The organism is Capnocytophaga sp. FDAARGOS_737, from assembly GCF_009730375.1.
Lineage (GTDB): Bacteria > Bacteroidota > Bacteroidia > Flavobacteriales > Flavobacteriaceae > Capnocytophaga > Capnocytophaga leadbetteri.
The window spans coordinates 1,097,658-1,118,064 of sequence record NZ_CP046316.1 but is presented as its reverse complement, the minus strand read 5'-3'; the positions used below and the strand labels follow the sequence as shown (position 1 = coordinate 1,118,064).

The 20,407-nt window shown below is 42.1% G+C and carries 19 protein-coding genes; 18 read left to right on the top strand and 1 reads right to left on the bottom strand.

The features are described 5' to 3' along the window. Positions 1-83: 83 nt before the first annotated feature. The 13 genes from FOC45_RS04875 (at position 84) to FOC45_RS04815 (ending at position 14,521) form a co-directional block, all read left to right on the top strand. The gene (locus tag FOC45_RS04875) at positions 84-434 is read left to right on the top strand and encodes an immunity 51 family protein (RefSeq protein WP_034539999.1); all 351 of its coding nucleotides are present in this window, start codon (positions 84-86) and stop codon (positions 432-434) included. A gap of 12 nt (positions 435-446) precedes the next feature. Continuing rightward, the gene (locus FOC45_RS04870) at positions 447-866 is read left to right on the top strand and encodes a VOC family protein (protein WP_009393065.1); all 420 of its coding nucleotides are present in this window, start codon (positions 447-449) and stop codon (positions 864-866) included. Between the two features lie 3 nt (positions 867-869). Then, a complete protein-coding gene (locus FOC45_RS04865) occupies positions 870-1,814 on the top strand; it encodes a nitronate monooxygenase family protein (protein WP_009393067.1) in 945 nt (314 codons plus the stop codon). An 84-nt stretch (positions 1,815-1,898) separates the two neighbouring features. Further along, entirely contained in the window at positions 1,899-3,590 is a 1,692-nt protein-coding gene (gene ettA / locus FOC45_RS04860) for an energy-dependent translational throttle protein EttA (RefSeq protein WP_009393069.1), read from the top strand. Between the two features lie 28 nt (positions 3,591-3,618). After that, complete coding sequence (locus FOC45_RS04855) at positions 3,619-6,420, top strand: Ig-like domain-containing protein (protein ID WP_155846603.1); 2,802 nt, start codon at positions 3,619-3,621, stop codon at positions 6,418-6,420. 19 nt (positions 6,421-6,439) lie between these two features. Next, entirely contained in the window at positions 6,440-7,138 is a 699-nt protein-coding gene (locus FOC45_RS04850; protein ID WP_009389164.1) for a hypothetical protein, read from the top strand. A gap of 18 nt (positions 7,139-7,156) precedes the next feature. Then, positions 7,157-7,798: a viroplasmin family protein gene (locus FOC45_RS04845; RefSeq protein ID WP_009389163.1), complete on the top strand. Its 642-nt coding sequence runs from the start codon at positions 7,157-7,159 to the stop codon at positions 7,796-7,798. 2 nt (positions 7,799-7,800) lie between these two features. Continuing rightward, on the top strand, positions 7,801-8,697 hold the full coding sequence (locus FOC45_RS04840; protein WP_009389162.1) for a NifU family protein: 897 nt from the start codon (positions 7,801-7,803) through the stop codon (positions 8,695-8,697). 60 nt (positions 8,698-8,757) lie between these two features. Next, on the top strand, positions 8,758-10,122 hold the full coding sequence (gene hemN / locus FOC45_RS04835; RefSeq protein ID WP_009389161.1) for an oxygen-independent coproporphyrinogen III oxidase: 1,365 nt from the start codon (positions 8,758-8,760) through the stop codon (positions 10,120-10,122). Between the two features lie 159 nt (positions 10,123-10,281). Continuing rightward, the gene (mscL, locus tag FOC45_RS04830) at positions 10,282-10,659 is read left to right on the top strand and encodes a large conductance mechanosensitive channel protein MscL (protein ID WP_009389160.1); all 378 of its coding nucleotides are present in this window, start codon (positions 10,282-10,284) and stop codon (positions 10,657-10,659) included. A 156-nt stretch (positions 10,660-10,815) separates the two neighbouring features. Then, the gene (locus FOC45_RS04825) at positions 10,816-11,349 is read left to right on the top strand and encodes a DUF4199 domain-containing protein (protein ID WP_009389159.1); all 534 of its coding nucleotides are present in this window, start codon (positions 10,816-10,818) and stop codon (positions 11,347-11,349) included. 126 nt (positions 11,350-11,475) lie between these two features. After that, complete coding sequence (locus FOC45_RS04820; RefSeq protein WP_009389158.1) at positions 11,476-12,606, top strand: heparan-alpha-glucosaminide N-acetyltransferase domain-containing protein; 1,131 nt, start codon at positions 11,476-11,478, stop codon at positions 12,604-12,606. Between the two features lies 1 nt (position 12,607). Beyond that, positions 12,608-14,521: a S9 family peptidase gene (locus tag FOC45_RS04815; RefSeq protein WP_009389157.1), complete on the top strand. Its 1,914-nt coding sequence runs from the start codon at positions 12,608-12,610 to the stop codon at positions 14,519-14,521. Positions 14,522-14,600: 79 nt separating this feature from the next. Here FOC45_RS04815 and prfA read toward each other — a convergent pair whose 3' ends face one another. Next, positions 14,601-15,674, bottom strand: coding sequence for a peptide chain release factor 1 (gene prfA, locus FOC45_RS04810; protein ID WP_009389156.1), 1,074 nt, complete (start codon positions 15,672-15,674; stop codon positions 14,601-14,603). Positions 15,675-15,822: 148 nt separating this feature from the next. Between prfA and cdd the strand changes: the two genes are divergently transcribed. From cdd to murG, 5 genes are all read left to right on the top strand, one after another. After that, a complete protein-coding gene (cdd, locus tag FOC45_RS04805) occupies positions 15,823-16,305 on the top strand; it encodes a cytidine deaminase (RefSeq protein ID WP_009389155.1) in 483 nt (160 codons plus the stop codon). A 236-nt stretch (positions 16,306-16,541) separates the two neighbouring features. Then, complete coding sequence (locus FOC45_RS04800) at positions 16,542-17,147, top strand: hypothetical protein (RefSeq protein WP_009389152.1); 606 nt, start codon at positions 16,542-16,544, stop codon at positions 17,145-17,147. A 171-nt stretch (positions 17,148-17,318) separates the two neighbouring features. Further along, a complete protein-coding gene (locus FOC45_RS04795) occupies positions 17,319-18,068 on the top strand; it encodes a copper homeostasis protein CutC (RefSeq protein ID WP_034540283.1) in 750 nt (249 codons plus the stop codon). A 4-nt stretch (positions 18,069-18,072) separates the two neighbouring features. Next, entirely contained in the window at positions 18,073-19,320 is a 1,248-nt protein-coding gene (locus FOC45_RS04790; RefSeq protein WP_009389150.1) for a metallophosphoesterase, read from the top strand. 6 nt (positions 19,321-19,326) lie between these two features. Next, positions 19,327-20,403 carry an undecaprenyldiphospho-muramoylpentapeptide beta-N-acetylglucosaminyltransferase gene (gene murG, locus FOC45_RS04785; protein ID WP_009389149.1) on the top strand — a complete coding sequence of 359 codons (1,077 nt, stop codon included), beginning with the start codon at positions 19,327-19,329 and terminating at the stop codon, positions 20,401-20,403. Positions 20,404-20,407: the final 4 nt, after the last annotated feature.

Genomic DNA, 20,407 nt, shown 5'->3' with positions numbered 1-20,407 from the left:
TGCAATAAAAGGTTCTTACTTTATTTATGAATTGCAGTAAAATAGCTAATGTTAATAGTAAACAAATCAATAAATTCACTAATATGAGTACATCATTTAAAGAACAAATCGCTCCTTTTCGTTGGGTTGACCACGATAACAAAAGTTATTCGATATGTTTAGACGTGGGGGGCTGGAAAGATGAGATTTTTGAAAGCCGAAGAGATGAAGGGTTTGAAGGGAATGGCTATGATTGGGGTTCATTAGCGTTAGTATTCCTCGAAGAAAGGAAGCCTGCTTTAAAAGAGGTTATTAACTTCGACCCTGAGGGAAGTATGTTTTGTGCTTACTCACGGAATGCTGACGCTCTAAAGGAATTTGTCGTTTCGTTTAAAGAGGCTTGTGAAGATGAGGCTCTTATTAACGACCTTTTCTCGAGAGCTGAACTAGACTAAAGCCGATTTTATATGAGGCAGAAATTAACCTTAATTACTTTAGGCGTTCGCAACTTTCAGAAAGCTCTTAATTTTTATGAGGGGTTAGGTTGGCAAAAGTCCGATAAAAGTATGGATGATTATGCTCTTTTCCCCTTAGGAGGTATTGTGCTGGGGCTCTATCCGTTAGAGGAACTTTCAGCAGATACTGGGTTGCCCTATGAGCCAAGTGCTTTTGCAGGTATGACTATTAGCTATAATGCTACATCTGAAGCTGAAGTAGATAGTGTATTAGCTAAGGTTGAAGAATTAGGGGCAACAATTATAAAACCTGCTCAAAAAGTATTTTGGGGAGGGTATAGCGGTTACTTTAAAGACTTTGACGGCTATATATTTGAAGTTGCTTACAACCCTTTTTGGGAGTTTGACGCAAATGGCAGTCTTAAATTATAGACAATGAAAACACGTATTACAGAACTTTTTGGTATTCAATACCCTATTATTCAAGGGGGTATGATATGGGCAAGCGGTTGGCGGCTGGCGGCTGCTGTCAGTAATGCCGGTGGATTGGGTCTGTTAGGGGCTGGCTCTATGCACCCTGAAACCCTTACAGAGCATATACGCAAATGCAAAGCGGCTACTGATAAACCTTTTGGGGTAAATATTCCTATTATGTACCCCGAAATGGACAAGGCAATAGAGGTAATTTTGCGCGAGGGGGTAAAGGTTGTTTTTACCTCAGCGGGCAATCCGGCTACCTATACTTCGCTATTGCAAAAAGAGGGTATAAAAGTAGCGCACGTGGTGAGCAGTAGTAAGTTCGCCCTCAAAGCACAAGCGGCTGGCGTTGATGCTGTGGTTGCTGAAGGTTTTGAGGCTGGCGGACATAATGGTCGTGAGGAAACCACCACTATGGTGCTTATCCCTGCTGTGAGGCGCGTATTAGACATTCCGCTAATTGCTGCTGGCGGAATAGCTACCGGCAATGCGATGTTGGCCGCTATGGCTTTAGGGGCTGAGGGCGTACAAGTTGGGAGTCGGTTTGTAGCTACTGCCGAGGCGTCCGTACACCCTGCTTTTAAAGAAAAGGTGGTCGCAGCAGGCGAGGGCGATACTGAGCTCACCCTGAAAGAGTTAGCCCCTGTGCGTTTGCTAAAAAATGGCTTTTATCAGCAAGTAAAAGACCTCTATAACACTCAGCAAGCTACCGTTGCTAACCTACAAGCCTTGGTGGGCAATAGGCGTACCAAACGAGGAATGTTTGAGGGCGATATGGCTGAAGGAGAGTTAGAGATAGGACAGGTAGCGGCACTAATAGACAAGGTGCAGACCGCTAAAGAGGTGATTGACGAGATGGTAGCCGAATACGAAGCCTCTTTAGCAAGGGTAAATACATTTTAATTTTGGTAATTAGCAAAAATGTAGTACCTTTGTGCCTTTCATTAATCGCCTACTCAAAAATCTACCCATTGACAAATTAACATTATGGCAGACGATAAAAAGATTATTTTCTCGATGAATAAGGTGAGCAAAACCTATTCATCTACTAACAAGCAAGTGCTTAAAGACATTTACCTGAGCTTCTTCTACGGGGCTAAAATTGGTATTTTAGGGCTTAACGGCTCTGGTAAGTCCTCTTTGCTAAAAATTATAGCCGGTATTGATAAAAACTACCAAGGCGAAGTGGTTTTTGCTCCTAACTACACCGTAGGCTATTTAGAACAAGAACCGCACCTTGACGATGAGAAAACCGTTATTGAGGTAGTGCGCGAAGGCGTAGCCGAAACCGTTAAACTACTTGATGAGTTTAACCATATTAACGACCTTTTCGGCTTAGAAGAGAACTATTCCGACCCTGATAAGATGCAGAAGCTGATGGATAAGCAAGCCGAGTTACAGGACAAGATTGACGCCTTGAACGCTTGGGAGTTAGACAACCAGCTGGAAGTGGCTATGGAAGCTCTACGCACGCCCGACCCTGATACGCCTATTAAAGTACTTTCGGGAGGGGAACGCCGCCGTGTAGCCTTGTGTCGCCTGCTCTTACAACAACCCGATGTACTCCTTTTAGACGAGCCTACTAACCACCTCGATGCCGAATCGGTATTGTGGTTAGAGCAGCACCTACAACAGTACGCCGGCACCGTGATAGCCGTAACCCACGACCGTTATTTTTTGGATAATGTAGCGGGCTGGATATTGGAGCTTGACCGTGGTGAGGGTATCCCTTGGAAGGGTAACTACTCTTCTTGGCTTGACCAAAAAGCCAAACGCCTTGCCCAAGAACAGAAAACCGAAAGCAAACGCCAAAAGGTATTAGAACGTGAGCTGGAATGGGTACGCCAAGGGGCTAAAGGGCGACAAGCGAAACAGAAAGCGCGTTTGCAAAACTACGACCGCCTGCTGAATGAAGACCAAAAGCAATTAGAAGAAAAACTTGAAATATACATTCCCAACGGGCCTCGCTTGGGTACTAATGTGATAGAGGCACGCCACGTAGCAAAAGCCTTTGGCGATAAGCTATTGTATGACGACCTTAACTTTGTACTGCCACAGGCAGGCATTGTGGGCGTGATAGGGCCTAACGGCGCAGGTAAATCTACCATTTTCCGTATGATTATGGGAGAAGAGCAGCCCGATAGCGGCGACTTTTTGGTAGGTGAAACGGTAAAAATAGCCTACGTAGACCAAAGTCACAAGCAGATAGACCCTGAAAAGTCTATTTGGGAGAACTTCTCGGGCGGGCAAGACCTTATAATGATGGGCGGCAGGCAGGTGAACTCACGCGCTTACCTAAGTAGATTTAACTTTGGTGGCAGTGAGCAGAACAAGAAAGTAGCGACCCTTTCGGGAGGTGAACGCAACCGCTTGCACCTTGCAATGACCCTAAAAGAAGAAGGCAACGTATTGCTGTTGGACGAGCCTACCAACGATTTGGACGTGAATACCCTCCGCGCCTTAGAAGAAGGTTTAGAAAACTTCGCTGGCTGTGCGGTAGTAATCTCGCACGACCGCTGGTTCTTAGACCGTATTTGTACCCACATCTTAGCTTTCGAGGGCGACTCACAAGTATATTTCTTTGAAGGCAGCTTTTCGGAATACGAAGAGAACAAGAAAAAACGCCTTGGCAAAGAAGTAACTCCTACACGGATTAAGTATAAGAAATTAGTGAGGTAAGACCTCTTAAACTTTAATTGTAAATAATATGAATGCCAATATTAAAAAACTACTTTTAACCACTTTTATGGTACTTAGTGCTGTATGGTTCTCTTCTGCACAGACTACTTATAAAAAGACAGTAAGAACAGAAGGAGAAGCAGTTTCTATTACAGATTGTGCCATAAATGTACGACCTTATGATAATGAAGATTTGCAGAAAACTCGAATCTTAGCTAAAAATGGGGTGGAATTTGCTATTACTTTCCCTGAATCATATCAGAATTTAAGTATTATAAGAAACAATACAAATATTGTTATTGAGGGGAGAAAAATTAAGGTAAAAGAGCCTGGTCTTACAGCATTTAAGTTTACCTATACAGAAAATGGTGTTTCTTATACTTGTGACTTTGCAGGTGATGTAAACTACTATGGAGAGTTGATGTATCAAGGACAAGCACTTACCTCACAATCTATTATCATTAGCAATGCTAACGATCTCTCAAAACGCATTTCTGCTGATCCTAAAATGGCAGGGGCGTGGTGGCGAGTGAAGGTTGGCTCAAGTTATGTAGATATCTATGAAGGTACGCAAGCGAGGACGCTACAAGAACTTTTAGACTTTGCAAAGGCAAAAGGTGTGAGTGGGAAAGCTGAATTTGAAGTAGAATTCAGTGATGGTACTTCAAATCGTTTTTACAAAGATGGAGTTTTGATGGGTGGAGCTTATAGTGTACAGTACTTTAGTATTGAAGATGCTCGAACCTACAAAATGAATCTCTTACAAGAAGGACAAGGTACTGTATCAGTAGCTAAAAATGAGTTTACAGCAGGTGAAGCTGTAGCGCTTACGGCACAAGCGGATCAAGGCTGGCAATTTTCACACTGGGAAGAAAACGGTCAGCATATAGGTTCTTCCAATCCGCTTACTTTTACTATGGAGGCGCAGCACCGCACTATTAAGGCGGTATTTACACAAATACCCAAACATACCGTTACCCTACAAATAGTAGATACCAAAGGGGCTATTTTGGCACGCTCACAACAGCAAAGAGTACAGAGCGGCGGTAGCACCACCTTCCAAGTGCCTAACCTACCTAATACCAACTTTAAGGGCTGGTACCACAACGGGCAGCTAGTAGGAACAGGCAATACGTATAGCCTTTCCAACATTACCCAAGACGAGACCATTCAAGCTATTTTTGAAATACCGGTACAGATGGTAGCGCTTTCGTTTACCGAACTAAGCTTAAAAGTAGGCGAGCGCGGTGAGCTGCCTACGGCAACCGTAACCCCCGATAATGCAAGTGATAAAACTATTAGCTGGGCATCGGATAACGAAGCCGTAGCCAAGATAGAAGACGGCAGCGTGGTGGGAGTGCGTTCGGGAACTACCCAGCTTATAGCAAGTTCAGCCAATGGCAAAACGGCTGTTCTTAAAGTAGTTGTAACCCAACAGCCGCAACAGCCACAACAGCCACAAGTTGTACCAGTACAATCGGTAACAGTTACCCCTGCAAGTATAACAGCCAAGGTAGGCGATGCTGCGGTACAATTAACCGCAACCGTACTGCCTGCGAATGCTACAAGCCCTACCGTTAGCTGGCAATCTGCCAACGAGCAAGTGGTAAAAGTAGATAGCAATGGCAAGGTAACCATTATAGCAGCCGGCGAAACCACTATCGAAGCCAAAGCCGGTGAGAAAACCTTTACTGTACAAGTAAAAGTAGAAGCACAAGCACCTACACCAATACCGGTACAATCAGTAACAGTTACCCCTGCAAGCATAACAGCCAAGGTAGGCGATGCCCCGGTACAATTAACCGCAACCGTACTCCCTGCCAATGCTACAAGCCCTACCGTTAGTTGGAAGTCCAATAACGAGCAAGTGGTAAAAGTAGATAGCAATGGCAAGGTAACCATTATAGCAGCCGGCGAAACCACTATCGAAGCCAAAGCCGGCGAAAAAACCTTTACTGTACAAGTAAAAGTAGCAGCAGCGCCACAACAGCCGCAACAGCCTCAAGTGATACCGGTACAATCGGTAACAGTTACCCCTGCAAGTATAACAGCCAAGGTAGGCGATGCTCCGGTACAATTAACCGCAACCGTACTGCCAGCCAATGCAACAAGCCCTACCGTTAGCTGGCAATCTGCCAACGAGCAAGTGGTAAAAGTAGATAGCAATGGCAAGGTAACCATTATAGCAGCCGGCGAAACCACTATCGAAGCCAAAGCCGGTGAGAAAACCTTTACTGTACAAGTAAAAGTAGAAGCACAAGCACCTACACCAATACCGGTACAATCAGTAACAGTTACCCCTGCAAGCATAACAGCCAAGGTAGGCGATGCTCCGGTACAATTAACCGCAACCGTACTCCCTGCCAATGCAACAAGCCCTACTGTTAGCTGGCAATCTACCAACGAGCAAGTGGTAAAAGTAGATAGCAATGGCAAGGTAACCATTATAGCAGCCGGCGAAACCACTATCGAAGCCAAAGCCGGTGAGAAAACCTTTACCGTACAAGTAAAAGTAGAAGCGCAAGCACCTCTTGCTCCACCAGCTGAGGAGTTTCCTCCTTACATTAAGGACTTCCCTACCGAAATAACGCAAGGCACCGCTATTAATATCAGTCAGTGGGAGCATTTAGGTAACATAAACGCATCGCAAATACGTTACCACTTTACCGATGCCACTGGTAAGGTACTTGGCGTAGCTCCCGCAACGCTACAAGCTAACAGCCTTACCTTTACACAGTCGGGTACCTTTGTGTTAGTAGCTACCTTGCCTACTAATACAGCAGGATGGACAGAAGTACGTTTCAGTATCACCGTAAAAATTAAGAATTAACTTATTAACAAACATCACAATGAATAGTTTTAAACACTATATTGCAACAGCTTTATTACTACTTGCTTTAGTAGTTACAGGCTGTAAAAAAGACGAAGAAAAAACGCCAACCCCTCCTACTCCACAACCTCAGCCCAGCACTACTTTGGTAGTGAAACAAGCTGATGGTACCGAGTTAAAGGAGGGCACTACCCTTGCTGCTACCGTAGGGGCTACCCTTACCCTCACTATTGAGGTGCCTAACGATGCCTATACCGCTACCGTAAGTCCTACTACGGCACAGCAGGCAGTAACAGTACATAAAGACGGTAAGCACGTTACCCTAAAAGTGAACCAGCAGCCCACAGTAGCTACCCAGTTAGTCATTACTTACCAAAATGAAGTAATACGGATAAACTTAGCTATCAGCACCCCTGCACCTACCTCACGCCTACAAGGCTTGTACAATGCGCAAGGGCAGCAGGTATTGGCGGTAGGGTATGCTGCCAGAAAAGCCAACTTTGTATGGCTAACCGAAAGTATTGCCAAAATGAAAACACAGTACGTAACTATAAGCACTCCACAGCCATTGGCTACCCTTGCCGAAGGGCAAACGGTAACTATTACCTCAAAGGGTATAGACGATGTTAAGCTGCAAGGCGCTTTTAGGGTAAAAGTAGTGGGCGATACCTATGAATTGAGCAATGGCACCTACACCCTTGTGATAGTAAAAAGTTAGTAGCGACTTTAACATACAATGTCGAAAAAGAAGTATTATGTAGTATGGGAAGGACACCAAACGGGTATCTTTAGTTCGTGGGATAAGTGCAAGAAAGCCGTTGAGGGCTATCCTTATGCTAAGTTCAAGAGTTTTGAGAGTCAGGCAATGGCTGAAAAAGCCTTTGGTGAGAGCTTTGAGCTATACAAAGGTAAAAACACGGCTGCCCCCCCTACTCTATCGCCCTTAGAGCGGCAGCGCATTGGCAACCCGATACTGCCTTCAATAGCTGTAGATGCGGCTTGCAGTGGCAACCCTGGGATAATGGAATACCGAGGGGTTGATACCCAGACCCAAGCCGAGATATTTAGGTTACAGCCTATGAAAGATGGCACCAATAACATAGGCGAGTTTTTGGCTATCGTACACGCTTTAGCTTTTCTAAAGCAGCGCAACCTAAGTCTGCCTATCTATTCCGACAGCAAAATAGCGATGAATTGGGTGCGCCAAAAGGTATGCAAAACCAAAGTACCCCATACCCCCCATAATGAAAAAATATTTGAGCTGATAGCCCGTGCCGAGAAGTGGCTACACCAAAACACTTACCCTAACCCCATCCTAAAATGGGAAACCCAAGCGTGGGGCGAAAATCCTGCCGATTTTGGGCGCAAAGACACTTAAGAATGACAGCTATAACCCTAACAGTACAGCCCACCGCTAACCCCGACATCATAAAACTTGAAGCTAACAGACCTTTAGTAAAAGGCAGTTATGAGTATAAAAATGTTGATGAAGCTAAAAACGCTCCGTTAGCCAAAGAGCTTTTTTATTTACCTTTTATCAAAACGGTTTATATATCGAGCAACTTCATCGCCCTGAAGCGCTTTCCTATTATAGAGTGGAAAGATGTACAAGAAGAGGTTGCCCAGCAGATAGCAGTCTATCTACAGTCAGGACGCCCCTTAGTAAATAACGATAGTGGGCGCACCCCTGTAGAGGTCAGCCTTTACACCGAAACCACTCCTAACCCTGCTGTGATGAAATTTGTAGCTAACAAGCGTTTAGTACCCACCATTATAGAGTACAAATCGGCTACAGAGGCAGCAGAAGCTCCTTTGGCACAAGCTCTTTTTCAGGCATTCCCTTTTATAACTGAAGTCTTTTTTGACAACGACTATATATCGGTTACCAAAACCGACACTGCTGACTGGGAAGAGGAGAGCCCACGACTAAGAGCCTTTATCAAAGACTATCTGGCAGCAGAGAAGACTGTGATTAACATTTCCGAAGTAAAGAAGTGGCAAACGGCAGTACAGGCTCATTTGTTATCAAAAGTAACGACTGACCCTATATCGCAACAGATAGTAGCTATCATAGAAGAGCACGTAAAACCTGCTGTAGCCTCGGACGGGGGCAATATACAGTTTATATCATACCAGCCCGACACCCATCACGTAGAAGTGCTTCTGCAAGGTGCGTGCAGCGGCTGTCCGTCCTCTACACAAACGCTCAAAAAAGGTATAGAAGCAATACTGAAAAACAAGTTAGGCAATCCTGATATAAATGTAGAAGCAATCTAACTACCAAAAGTTTCGTATTTAAGTTTTTTTTATTACCTTTGCAGCGATTTTAATAAAGAAATGGCAATATCACTCATTCAGAAATACAATGTAGCAGGGCCTCGGTACACAAGTTATCCTACCGTACCTTATTGGGAAAATGATAGTTTTTCTACTGAAAAATGGTTAGATAGTTTAGTAACCTCATATAATGAAAGTAATGCGAATGAGGGGATTAGCTTATATATACATTTGCCTTTTTGCGAGAGTTTATGTACCTTCTGCGGTTGCCATAAGCGCATCACCAAACGGCACGAGGTGGAAGCTCCTTATATAGACGCTGTGCTAAAAGAGTGGCAGCTATATACTGATGTTTTAGTTGCACGCCCACTGATAAAAGAAATACACTTAGGTGGTGGTACTCCTACTTTCTTCAAACCTTCAGAACTAAAACGACTGATAGAAGGCATTTTTGAAAGAGCTGATATAGCAGAGCAGCACGAATTTAGCTTTGAAGGGCACCCTAACAATACCTCTAAAGCGCATTTGCAATTATTGTATGATTTAGGATTTAGGCGAGTAAGCTACGGCGTGCAAGACTATTCTGAAAAAGTACAAAAAGCCATACACCGCCTACAGCCCTTTGAGAATGTAAAACGTGTAACCGATCAGGCACGCGAGATTGGCTATACCTCTGTAAGTCACGATTTAGTATTTGGGTTGCCTTTTCAGACCTTAGACGATGTGCTCTATACTATCGATAAGAGCAACACCCTACGCCCTGACCGTATTGCTTTCTACAGCTATGCCCACGTACCGTGGATAAAAGGTAATGGGCAACGAGGTTTTAAAGATGAAGATGTACCGAGCGGAGAAGTAAAGCGTCAGTTGTACGAAGAGGGTAAAGAGCGATTACTACAAGTAGGTTATGCCGAAATAGGTATGGATCACTTTGCACTGCCTACCGATAGTATGTATCGCGCCTTTGAGCAGCACCAGCTACACCGCAACTTTATGGGTTATACCGCTTCTAAAACCCAAGTGATGATAGGCTTAGGTATGTCGGCTATCAGCGATAGTTGGTATGGTTTTGCTCAAAACGAAAAGGACTTAGAAGCCTATTACGAGCGACTTGAAAAGAATGAAATACCGGTATGCAAAGGGCACATCTTAAACCCTGAAGATTTAATCATCAGGCGACATATACTCAACCTGATGTGCCAATTCACTACCTCGTGGGCACAACCCGAACTACAGTTTGCTGAAATAGACCAAGTGCTACAGCAGCTCAGCGAGATGGAAAAAGACGGACTACTGCATATAAGCGAAAAGCAGATAGACGTAACCGATGAAGGAAAGAAATTTATTAGAAACATCTGTATGGCATTTGACCTACGACTACAGCGAAAAATGCCAGAAACCAAAATATTCAGTATGACGGTATAACCCCCTAAAATACTGAAAATAAGTATAGTGATTGAGTTTTTTAGTTAGTGATCGAAAAGGGACAGTTGTGAAATTCGTCCCTTTTCTCTTTGTTATTCAAAAAAAAGTAGTATCTTTGCCCCTTAATTTTAAACAAGTAAACTAAAAATTTAAATCATTATGGGATTTTTAAAAGAATTTAAAGAGTTTGCCGTAAAGGGCAACGTAGTTGATTTAGCAATAGGTGTGATTATCGGTGCAGCTTTTGGTGCTATCGTATCATCATTAGTAGCAGATGTTATCACCCCTCTATTATTGACCCCTGCACTAAAAGCGGCACAAGTAGATAAATTAGATGCGCTTATTTGGAATGGGGTAGCTTATGGTAAATTCCTTGCCGCTGTTATCAACTTCTTATTTGTAGCTTTTGTACTTTTTATGCTTGTAAAAGGTATCAACAAACTAAAGAAGAAACAAGAAGAGGCTCCAGCAGCACCAGCAGGCCCTACTCAAGAAGAGTTATTGGCTGAAATCAGAGATTTATTAAAAAATAAATAAGAAATAACGTGTGACCGCTACACAACACATTTCAATATCATTTTAACTTAAACCACGCCTTATAAAAAAGAGGCGTGGTATTTTTTTTTGCTAATTTACTTGCTATTTAAAAAACGTTTTGTATTTTTGTGCCATTAACAAATAAATAATTCACTTATGGAGACAAAAGCAGATTTTAAAAACATCGTCCTTAAAAATGGACTTTTATTAGGAGGCGTAGGTATTGCCTATCAAGTACTACTATATGCTACAGGATTACTATATTCAGGTAGCGCTGGTATGAGTGTGCTTACTACGGTAATAAGTATTGCCATCTCAGTATGGTTTATAGCTGCAGCTATTCAGCAGTACAAGAACGGAAATGAAGGCTTCCTAACAGTAGGCGAAGCTATCAAAGTCGGAGCTGTAGTAGGCTTAATAGCTGGGGTAATCTTAGCTTTCTATCAAGTACTCTACACTACTGTAATAGACCCTGACTATTACCAAAGAACTATAGATCTTGTTGAACAAAAAATGAGTGCTATGGGCTTATCTGAAGAACAATTAAAGACATTCACAGATGAAATGGCTAAACACAAACCTTCACTCTTGAAGACTTTCCTTTCACCTCTTATTTCAGGGGGTATAGGCGGACTTGTATTGGGGGCTATTATAGGAGCTGTAAAGAAAAAAACAAGACCTTCTTTATAAAATATTTACACTTAAATATTTATCACTTTGCCAGAGTATCAGTACTTTGGCAAAGTTTTTTTATATAATAATTGGTCTATTATGAATAGTTTTGTACTTTTGCCGCGTGAATAATCATATTGATTTATGGAAAACGTAAAAAAATTCAGACTTGACTTTATAGATGTAATTCGTGCTTTTGCTATCTGTATGATGTTACAAGGGCACTTCGTAGGGGGGCTTTTAGCCGACCGTTATCGCGATGATAACAATTTTATCTACTGGCTTTGGCACTATTGCACTGGTATTACTGCCCCTGTATTCTTCACCGTTTCGGGCTTTATCTTCACTTTTCTATTAGTAAAAGAGAGCGATGCTACCAAAATAGGTTGGCAAAATCCGCGTGTGAAGAAAGGTATCAGACGCGGCTTGATGCTCATAGGTATAGCGTACTTCTTGCGTATGAGCTTCCAAAGTGTAGATGTATTGCACTGCATAGGACTTTCGCTCTTGCTGCTCATCACTACTTATTTGCTATCATATAACCGCAAGGCGTGGGTAATGCCTACCATACTGCTCAGCACTACCCTATTGGCTTTTACTTTTGAGCCTTTCTACAAAAGCCTCACTTTTGATTTTTTACCTTTACCTATTGCTAACTATTTCACCAGAGCACACGGCAGCTTCTTCCCTATCTTTCCGTGGTTTGGCTATGTAGCTTTCGGAGGTTTTATGGGCTATCTATTTCAGCGTTATAAAGCACACCCTCATTTGTACCGCAATGCTATTCTGCTATTCTTAACAGTAGGGGCTTTTCTGTTATGGGCTTCACATTATATAGTAGAACAATTGTATTACATCAACCACGCTACTTTCTTCGCTCGGCTTATGGAGGATTTTGCCTACCTACGCTTAGGCAATGTACTGTTAGTCTTTGGTTTCTTTGCCCTTATGCGCAATGTGATAACTTCTAAGCTTATCAAAAGTATCGGACAAAACACCCTTTCTATCTATGTGATACACTGCTTTGTGCTCTACGGCAGCATCACCTCTCACGGACTCTTACAGCATTTTGGTGGTAGCCTAAAACCTTATCAAGTGGTGTTAGGTGCTCCTGCTTTTATAGCGGTATGTGTGTGGCTTTCTTTTATTTATAACCGAGTGAAACCTGTTATTAAATCAGGTATTGGTTTTGTATTAAAAGAAATCAGAGCATTTTTGGTAGAGAGTTATCAGTTTATTATGAAATTAGTATTTAGCCGTCAATACAATAAATAATATGAAAAAACATCTTATCTCCTTAATTACTATTATGACACTTAACAGCTTACAAGCGCAACAGCCTCTTACTCCCGAAAAGTTATGGCAACTACACCGAGTGAGTGCCGTTGGGCTCAGTCAGGATACGCAATATGTATTGCTAAGCGTGAGTACGCCTAATATGGCAGAAAACACCTTTAGCAAAGAATACTACAAATTAGCCGTAAAAGGAGGTGTACCTATACCGATAAGCGAGGAGGAAGTAGAACGTGCTACGGCAAAATACAACCCTATCAAAAAAGAGAGCTTGGTGAAGGTCATACATAAAGAGGTGAAAGTAGCCCCTGTATTGGGCAAAGACTTCTATGCCGACTTGGAAAAATCATCAGGGAGGTTGTATAGTAGCTTAGACCACCGCCATTGGGATACGTGGAATGAAGGCAAATACAACCACGTGTTTATAGAGGACGCTGAGGGCAACCAAAGAGATTTAATGGAGGGACAGCCGTTCTACTGTCCTCAAATGCCTTTCGGAGGGGAGGAAGACTATATATGGAGCCCTGATGGGGAGAAAGTGCTATTTGTTACCAAAGCCAAAGAAGGCACAGAGTATGTGCTCAGTACTAATACCAATATATACGAGTATGACCTCAACACAATGAAAACCCGAAACCTAACGGAGGGAATGATGGGGTACGATACCAACCCACAGTATAATAAAGAGGGTGTACTAGCGTGGCTAAGTATGGCACACGATGGGAATGAATCTGACAAGAATGACCTCTATATACTAAAAGACGGTAAGCGCATTAACCTCACTGCTCAATGGGATAACACAGTATTCAGCTACCGCTGGAGTAATGATGGCAAGCAGATTTACCTAATCGCTCCTACTCAAGGCACTGAACAGCTGTTTGTAGTAGATGTTTATGGCAAAGACACTACCCCTAAGCAGCTTACTAAAGGGATATATGATGTGGGTAGTATAGTAGGACAAAGCGGTAACCTATTAGTGGTAATGCGCAATGATATGAACCGCGCAGGCGAAGTGTATACCATCAATCTGAAAGAGAGAAAAAAAGGGTTTCTGTCCCTTACACAGCTCTCACACTTCAATGATGAGGCTTATAAAAACATAGCGACTTGTCCTATAAAAGAGCGCATTATCAAAACCTCTGACGGCAAGGATATGCACGCTTGGGTGATTTATCCTCCTGATTTCGACCCTAATAAGAAGTACCCTACCCTACTCTACTGCCAAGGAGGTCCACAATCAATTGTAAGTCAGTTTTATAGTTTTAGGTGGAACTTCCAACTAATGGCCTCGCAAGGCTATATAGTAATTGCTCCTAACAGACGTGGCTTGCCAGGGTTTGGGGTAGAATGGAATGCCCAAATCAGTGGAGATTGGGGCGGACAACCTATGCGAGATTACTTATCAGCCATTGATGATATAACTAAAGAGCCCTACGTAGATAAAAACCGTTTAGGGGCTGTAGGGGCCAGCTATGGTGGTTATTCTATCTACTATTTAGCCGGTATTCACCAAAAACGATTTAAGAGCTTTATCGCCCATTGTGGGGTATTTAACTTGCAAAGTATGTATGGCACTACCGAAGAACTTTTCTTCAATAATCACGAAATAGGTGGCCCTTATTGGGAAAAAGAGAATGCCGTAGCGCAAAAATCATATAAAGAATTTAACCCAATAGAGAAGATAACTGAATGGGATACCCCTATTCTTATCATTCACGGAGGTAAAGACTACCGCGTACCCGAAGAGCAAGGTTTTCAAGCTTTTACAGCAGCACAATTGCGAGGTATCAAGAGTGAACTTTTATACTTCCCTGATGAAAACCACTGGGTGTTGCAACCACAAAACGGACTATTATGGCAGCGCACTTTCTTCAAATGGCTAAAAGAGACCCTTTAATATAAATATAAACATAAACAATAAAAAAAGCTGGTTGAAATGTTCAACCAGCTTTTTATTTGTTATTTGTATTTTATCATTAAAACACGTCTCCTTCTTTTAGTTTTTCAGCATTTTCAGCAAGTTGGAGTTCATCGATAAGGCGTTGTACATCGCCGTTGATAACGTTTTGCAAATCGTAGAGGGTGAGCCCAATACGGTGGTCGGTAACACGCCCCTGTGGATAGTTATAAGTACGTATCTTAGCCGAACGGTCACCACTTGATACCATAGATTTACGGCGTGCTGAATCAGCCTCCATTTTCTTAGCCAACTCCATTTCATAAAGGCGAGAGCGTAATACTTTTAAGGCTTTATCGAGGTTTTTGTGCTGTGACTTTTCGTCTTGACAACGCACCTCTATACCTGTAGGTATGTGTTGCAACTGTATAGCTGAATAGGTAGTATTAACTGACTGCCCACCAGGTCCGGTAGAGGTAGTACGGATAATCTTTACATCGGCCATATCAAGCTCTACATCAAACTCTTCTGCCTCGGGTAGCACAATAACAGTAGCCGCTGAAGTGTGTACACGCCCTTGTGTTTCGGTCTGTGGCACGCGTTGCACACGGTGTACCCCTGCTTCAAACTTCAAAGTACCATATACATTATCACCAGTAACCTCAAAAATAATCTCTTTATAGCCTCCTGCTGTACCCTCATTAAAATCCATTACTGAGGTACTCCAGCCCTTGCTTTGGCAGTATTTGGTGTACATACGATAAAGGTCACCAGCAAAGATAGAAGCCTCATCGCCACCTGTACCTGCCCGTATTTCCATCACGGCATTTTTAGCGTCTTCAGGGTCTTTAGGGATAAGCATATATTTGATTTCCTCTTCGAGCTGTGGTAGGCGTTCTTTGCTTTCTTCGAGTTGCAGCTTAGCCATTTCTACCATTTCGGGGTCAGAACCATCGGCTATAATTTCTTCCGCTTCGCTCAAATTCCCCGTTACGGTAATGTATTCTTCACGCTTATCCATCAGCTCTTTAAGGTCTTTATACTCTTTGTTGAGCTGTATATAGCGTTTTTGGTCGGCGATGATATCAGGCTGAATAATCAGGTCTGAAATCTCATCAAATCGCTGTTTAACGATGTTTAATTTATCTAGCATATAGTTTATTTTCTGTTATTTAGGGTGCAAAGATAGTAAATTAATGGCAAATGACAAATGATAAATGACAAATACCTCTATAATTGTTAATTATTAATTGTCATTTGTTAATTATTTGATTATCTTTGCCGTCTAAAAAAGTCATTTTATGAAAACAGAAAAACAATTACAAATTAGATACACTATATTTGAAAGCCTCGCTGACCTACCTACTGAGGCACAAACTCTTATGGCTGAAGCAGTAGCAGCACGCCATAACGCCTACGCTCCTTATTCGAAATTCAAAGTAGGAGCTGCTGTATTAGTAGGCAATGGTAAGATTTTTATCGGTTCAAACCAAGAAAATGCCGCCTTCCCCTCTGGTTTGTGCGCTGAAAGAGTGTCCATTTATCAGGCATCGACCCAATGCCCTGATGAGATTATAAAGATGATTGCTATTTCGGGCACTGCTGAAGACCCTACAGGGCAACCTGTTTCGCCTTGTGGTGCTTGTCGTCAGTCGCTTTCGGAGTATGAGACTAAACAGCGACAGCCTATTCCTGTTTATTTTATGGGGGCTAAAGGCTCTATCATTCGCACTGAGTCTATCAAGGATTTGCTACCTTTTTTATTTGACGGAAGCTTGTTGTAGAGACGAAAAATGAGCGCTAATTCTTCGGTGATCCTTCGCTTATCCTTCGCTCATCCTTCGGTGGTTGTTCGGACGAGTGGGACGAGTAGGACGAGTGAGACAAGTGGGACGGGTGGGATAAGTGAGACAAGTGAGACAAGTGGAACAAGTGAGACAAGTGGAACAAGTGAGACAAGTGAGACAAGTGGAACGGGTGGGATAAAAGTTATTAAAAGAGTTTTGCATTATTAATAATTATGTTTTTTTCAAAATTATTCAATAAAATAGAATTAACATCTGAAATGAAGTTAATGGCAGAAAGTTTGATTGATAATAAATGGTTTAGAAATTGTGGAAAAGTTAATAATTTCAATATTCCTTTTAATTATCAATTTGCTTCAGAAATAGATGAGGTAGAAAAGCAGTTATCTTATCGGAATGATATAAAAGGTTTTGTAACTCTGGAAAATCTATTTATAGAAGTTGGATTCAGAGGACAGATTTTTTTATCTCTACACAACAAAAAAGAACATAATTCTTGGAATAGAGTAACCGATTTAATAGTAAAAAACTATATCAAAAATAAAAAATTTGATTTTTCTAAAATTGAATCTCTTTATTTTGATTCTGTTTATAATATGAATGTCAATCTATTTCTAAAAGAAGTTTTTATTACAACTTTAAGAGAAGTCTATTTCCAATCAAAAATTGAGAATTATCCATTCTTTTTCACAAAAATTATTGATATCTATTTGAAAGGGAATATCATAACAGGATGGGGAGGAAAATTTAGTAATCATAATCAACAAATAAAAGAAATTTCTCCTATCTCACCAGAAGAAGGTTTTCTTACTATTTGGTAATGCATCATTATTAGAAGTGTTTATTCGGACGAGTGGGACAGGTGGGACAAGTAGGAGGTGATACATATCAAAGGTTTAGAACAAATTAGCCTTGTATAATTGGTTATAGGTATTCTTTTTTCTTTGTTGGTTGCTGATTATTTTGTAATTTTGCCAAAAATTAGAACAAAGATGATTTATGAAATATGTGCCAGCTCATTTGAGTCGGCAAGAAATGCACAGATAGCGGGGGCTACCCGTATAGAGTTATGTAGCGAATTGGGCGTAGGGGGCATAACCCCCAGTTATGGGCTCATAAAAAAAGTAATGGACGAATTGAGTATTGGTAACTGTGTACTAATACGTCCGCGCAGTGGTGATTTTACCTATACTGAAGAGGAATTTGACGTGATGTTGCGTGATATTGTTCTCTGCAGGGAATTAGGTTGCCAAGGAGTAGTAACAGGTGTATTGCACCGCGATAATACTATTGACGAGGCGCGTACTGCTCAGCTAATGGAAGCTGCTGGTACTATGGAATTTATTTACCACCGCGCTTTCGACTGTGCTCCAGACCCCATAGCAGCTATCCATACCCTCAAAGGCTTAGGGGTGCATCGTATTTTAACTTCCGGTGGTAAAAAATCGGCTATAGAGGGGCTTGACCTGCTAAAAGAATTAAACCGCATAGGAGGCGGACAACCTACTATTATGCCTGGTGGCGGTATCAATGCGAAAAGCATAGAACAGATAAAAGCAGCTGGTTTTACTGACGTACATTTTTCGGGTACGGTTTTTGAGGAACTGGGTACTACCCTACCTTTTTCATTTAAAACTGAGAGCTTTTTAGACGAAAGCAAAAGACCTATTTCTAACGTTGAGGTTATAAGGGGGATAATTGGTTCATTAGCCAATTCATCTATTTTACTAATTTTCAATTGATTATATGATTTTTGCTATACTTTTCAGTATCCTTACTTTTTATTTTTTACTGAGTTTCTACGCAAGTAGAAGTTTGAAGACACTTAAAGCTGCGCGATGGGTACATTGGCTGTTTTGGGGAGTGGCTATAACAATAGTACTGTACCTGCTTTACCAATGGTTTGGAAGAGGCAAAACGGTATGGAGCGCTCGGCAACAGTACGCAGTGGCAGGACTCCTTACGTGGCTTATCATCTGCCTTTTTGTCAGTTTGCCGCTGTTGATAGAAGACCTTAGTCGCTTAGTGCGCGCTCTTTTTATCAAAAGAAGAGCTAATGCCCCACGTATTCCCTCACGACGCAAGTTCGTCAGCACCTTAGGATGGGGATTGGCGGCTATACCTTTCGCTTCGATACTCTACAGCATTTTCAAAGGAAAATACAACTACAAAGTGTGGAAGTATACGCTTTATTTCCCTAATCTACCTAAAGCGTTTGACGGCTATCGTATTACTCAAATTTCTGATATTCACTGTGGTAGTTTTGACAATTACGACAAAATACGTTACGGAGTAGAACTTATCAATGCTCAAAAAAGCGATGTAATACTATTTACTGGCGATTTGGTGAATAACTTAGCTGAAGAGGTACGTGATTGGAAGCAACTATTTGCTACCCTACACGCCCCTGATGGGGTATTCTCGATTATGGGTAACCACGATTACGGTGATTATTCGTCTTGGGAAAGTGCAGAAGCTAAACAGCAAAACATAGCAGAACTACACCGGCTACAGAAGGAAATGGGCTGGGATTTATTACTAAACAATAATCGTTATTTGGAGCGCAATGGTGACAAGATTGCCCTTATAGGAGTAGAGAATTGGGGACACGGGCGTTTTTCTAAGTATGGTGACTTAAACAAAGCAATGGAAGGAGTAAGCGAGACTGATTTCAAGATACTTATGAGTCACGACCCTACCCATTGGCAAGAGAAAGTACTGCCAGAGCAGAAGTCGATAGACCTAACCTTAAGCGGACATACGCACGGAATGCAGTGCGGCATAGAGATACCACAGTGGCGCTGGAGTCCTTCGCAATATATCTACAAATATTGGGGAGGTATGTACAAAGAAGGGGCACGATATTTGAATGTAAATAGAGGTTTTGGATACCACGCTTTCCCTGGTAGATTAGGGGTATGGCCTGAGATTACGGTGATAGAGCTGAAATGTGGAAATCAGGCGTTAGAAGTTGATAAACAACAAAATAGCTAAGAAATAATGAAAAGATTTATCATATCAGGAGGAGGAACAGGAGGGCATATATTCCCTGCCATAGCCATTGCTGACGAGCTAAAAAGACGGCTACCCGATGCTGAAATCCTTTTCGTAGGGGCAAAAGACCGTATGGAAATGCAGAAAGTGCCTCAAGCAGGTTACCCCATCGAGGGCTTGTGGATTTCGGGTTTGCAGCGCAAACTCAGCTGGCAGAACCTACTTTTCCCCTTAAAATTTATTAGCAGCTTGCTAAAATCAAGGAGTATCATCAAACGCTTTAAGCCCGACGCGGTAATAGGCACGGGAGGTTTTGCTAGTGGTGCGGTAGTGAAAGTAGCAGGACAGATGGGTATTCCCACTTTTATACAAGAGCAAAATTCGTATGCCGGCATTACTAATAAAATGCTTGCCAAAAACGCACACAAGATATGTGTAGCTTACGATGTTATGGAGCAATTTTTTCCGAAGGAGAAAATAGTAAAAACAGGAAACCCTATACGCGATGGCTTGCTAAACATAACGCAGTATCGCTCTGAAGGACTCTCTTATTTTCATTTAGACAGTCAGCGAAAAACTTTATTAGTGCTTGGAGGTAGCTTAGGTGCTCGCCGTATCAATCAGCTTATAGAGCAACAATTGCCTCTTTTTGAGCAATTAGGGGTGCAGGCGTTATGGCAGTGTGGAAAGTTATATTACGAAGAATACAAAAAATACAATAGTGAACAGGTACGTGTATTGGCATTTATAGACCGAATGGAATTGGCGTACGCAGCGGCTGATGTGATTATCTCGCGCGCAGGAGCCAGTTCAGTGAGTGAGCTATGCGTAGTGGGCAAGCCTGTGATTTTTATCCCCTCGCCTAACGTAGCCGAAGACCACCAGACCAAGAACGCACGTGCCATAGCCGACAAACAAGCCGCTATACTATTGCGTGAAAGTGAACTAAATGAGCAGTTTGCAAACACTTTTAGCAAGCTAATAGCCGATGAAGCACAACAAGAAGCCTTATCGGTACATATAAAAGCCTTGGCACAGCCCAACGCTACTAAAGATATAGTAAACCTCATACTCAACGATTAAAATC

Bases quoted from the DNA above. Each gene is read 5' to 3' on its own strand.
- FOC45_RS04800 (WP_009389152.1), top strand. From the start codon at position 16,542: ATGTTTTTTTCAAAATTATTCAATAAAATAGAATTAACATCTGAAATG.
- FOC45_RS04845 (WP_009389163.1), top strand. From the start codon at position 7,157: ATGTCGAAAAAGAAGTATTATGTAGTATGGGAAGGACACCAAACGGGT.
- FOC45_RS04865 (WP_009393067.1), top strand. From the start codon at position 870: ATGAAAACACGTATTACAGAACTTTTTGGTATTCAATACCCTATTATT.
- FOC45_RS04815 (WP_009389157.1), top strand. From the start codon at position 12,608: ATGAAAAAACATCTTATCTCCTTAATTACTATTATGACACTTAACAGC.
- cdd (WP_009389155.1), top strand. From the start codon at position 15,823: ATGAAAACAGAAAAACAATTACAAATTAGATACACTATATTTGAAAGC.
- FOC45_RS04870 (WP_009393065.1), top strand. From the start codon at position 447: ATGAGGCAGAAATTAACCTTAATTACTTTAGGCGTTCGCAACTTTCAG.
- prfA (WP_009389156.1), bottom strand. From the start codon at position 15,674: ATGCTAGATAAATTAAACATCGTTAAACAGCGATTTGATGAGATTTCA.
- FOC45_RS04795 (WP_034540283.1), top strand. From the start codon at position 17,319: ATGATTTATGAAATATGTGCCAGCTCATTTGAGTCGGCAAGAAATGCA.
- mscL (WP_009389160.1), top strand. From the start codon at position 10,282: ATGGGATTTTTAAAAGAATTTAAAGAGTTTGCCGTAAAGGGCAACGTA.
- ettA (WP_009393069.1), top strand. From the start codon at position 1,899: ATGGCAGACGATAAAAAGATTATTTTCTCGATGAATAAGGTGAGCAAA.
- FOC45_RS04825 (WP_009389159.1), top strand. From the start codon at position 10,816: ATGGAGACAAAAGCAGATTTTAAAAACATCGTCCTTAAAAATGGACTT.
- FOC45_RS04875 (WP_034539999.1), top strand. From the start codon at position 84: ATGAGTACATCATTTAAAGAACAAATCGCTCCTTTTCGTTGGGTTGAC.
- FOC45_RS04790 (WP_009389150.1), top strand. From the start codon at position 18,073: ATGATTTTTGCTATACTTTTCAGTATCCTTACTTTTTATTTTTTACTG.
- FOC45_RS04855 (WP_155846603.1), top strand. From the start codon at position 3,619: ATGAATGCCAATATTAAAAAACTACTTTTAACCACTTTTATGGTACTT.
- hemN (WP_009389161.1), top strand. From the start codon at position 8,758: ATGGCAATATCACTCATTCAGAAATACAATGTAGCAGGGCCTCGGTAC.
- FOC45_RS04820 (WP_009389158.1), top strand. From the start codon at position 11,476: ATGGAAAACGTAAAAAAATTCAGACTTGACTTTATAGATGTAATTCGT.
- murG (WP_009389149.1), top strand. From the start codon at position 19,327: ATGAAAAGATTTATCATATCAGGAGGAGGAACAGGAGGGCATATATTC.
- FOC45_RS04850 (WP_009389164.1), top strand. From the start codon at position 6,440: ATGAATAGTTTTAAACACTATATTGCAACAGCTTTATTACTACTTGCT.
- FOC45_RS04840 (WP_009389162.1), top strand. From the start codon at position 7,801: ATGACAGCTATAACCCTAACAGTACAGCCCACCGCTAACCCCGACATC.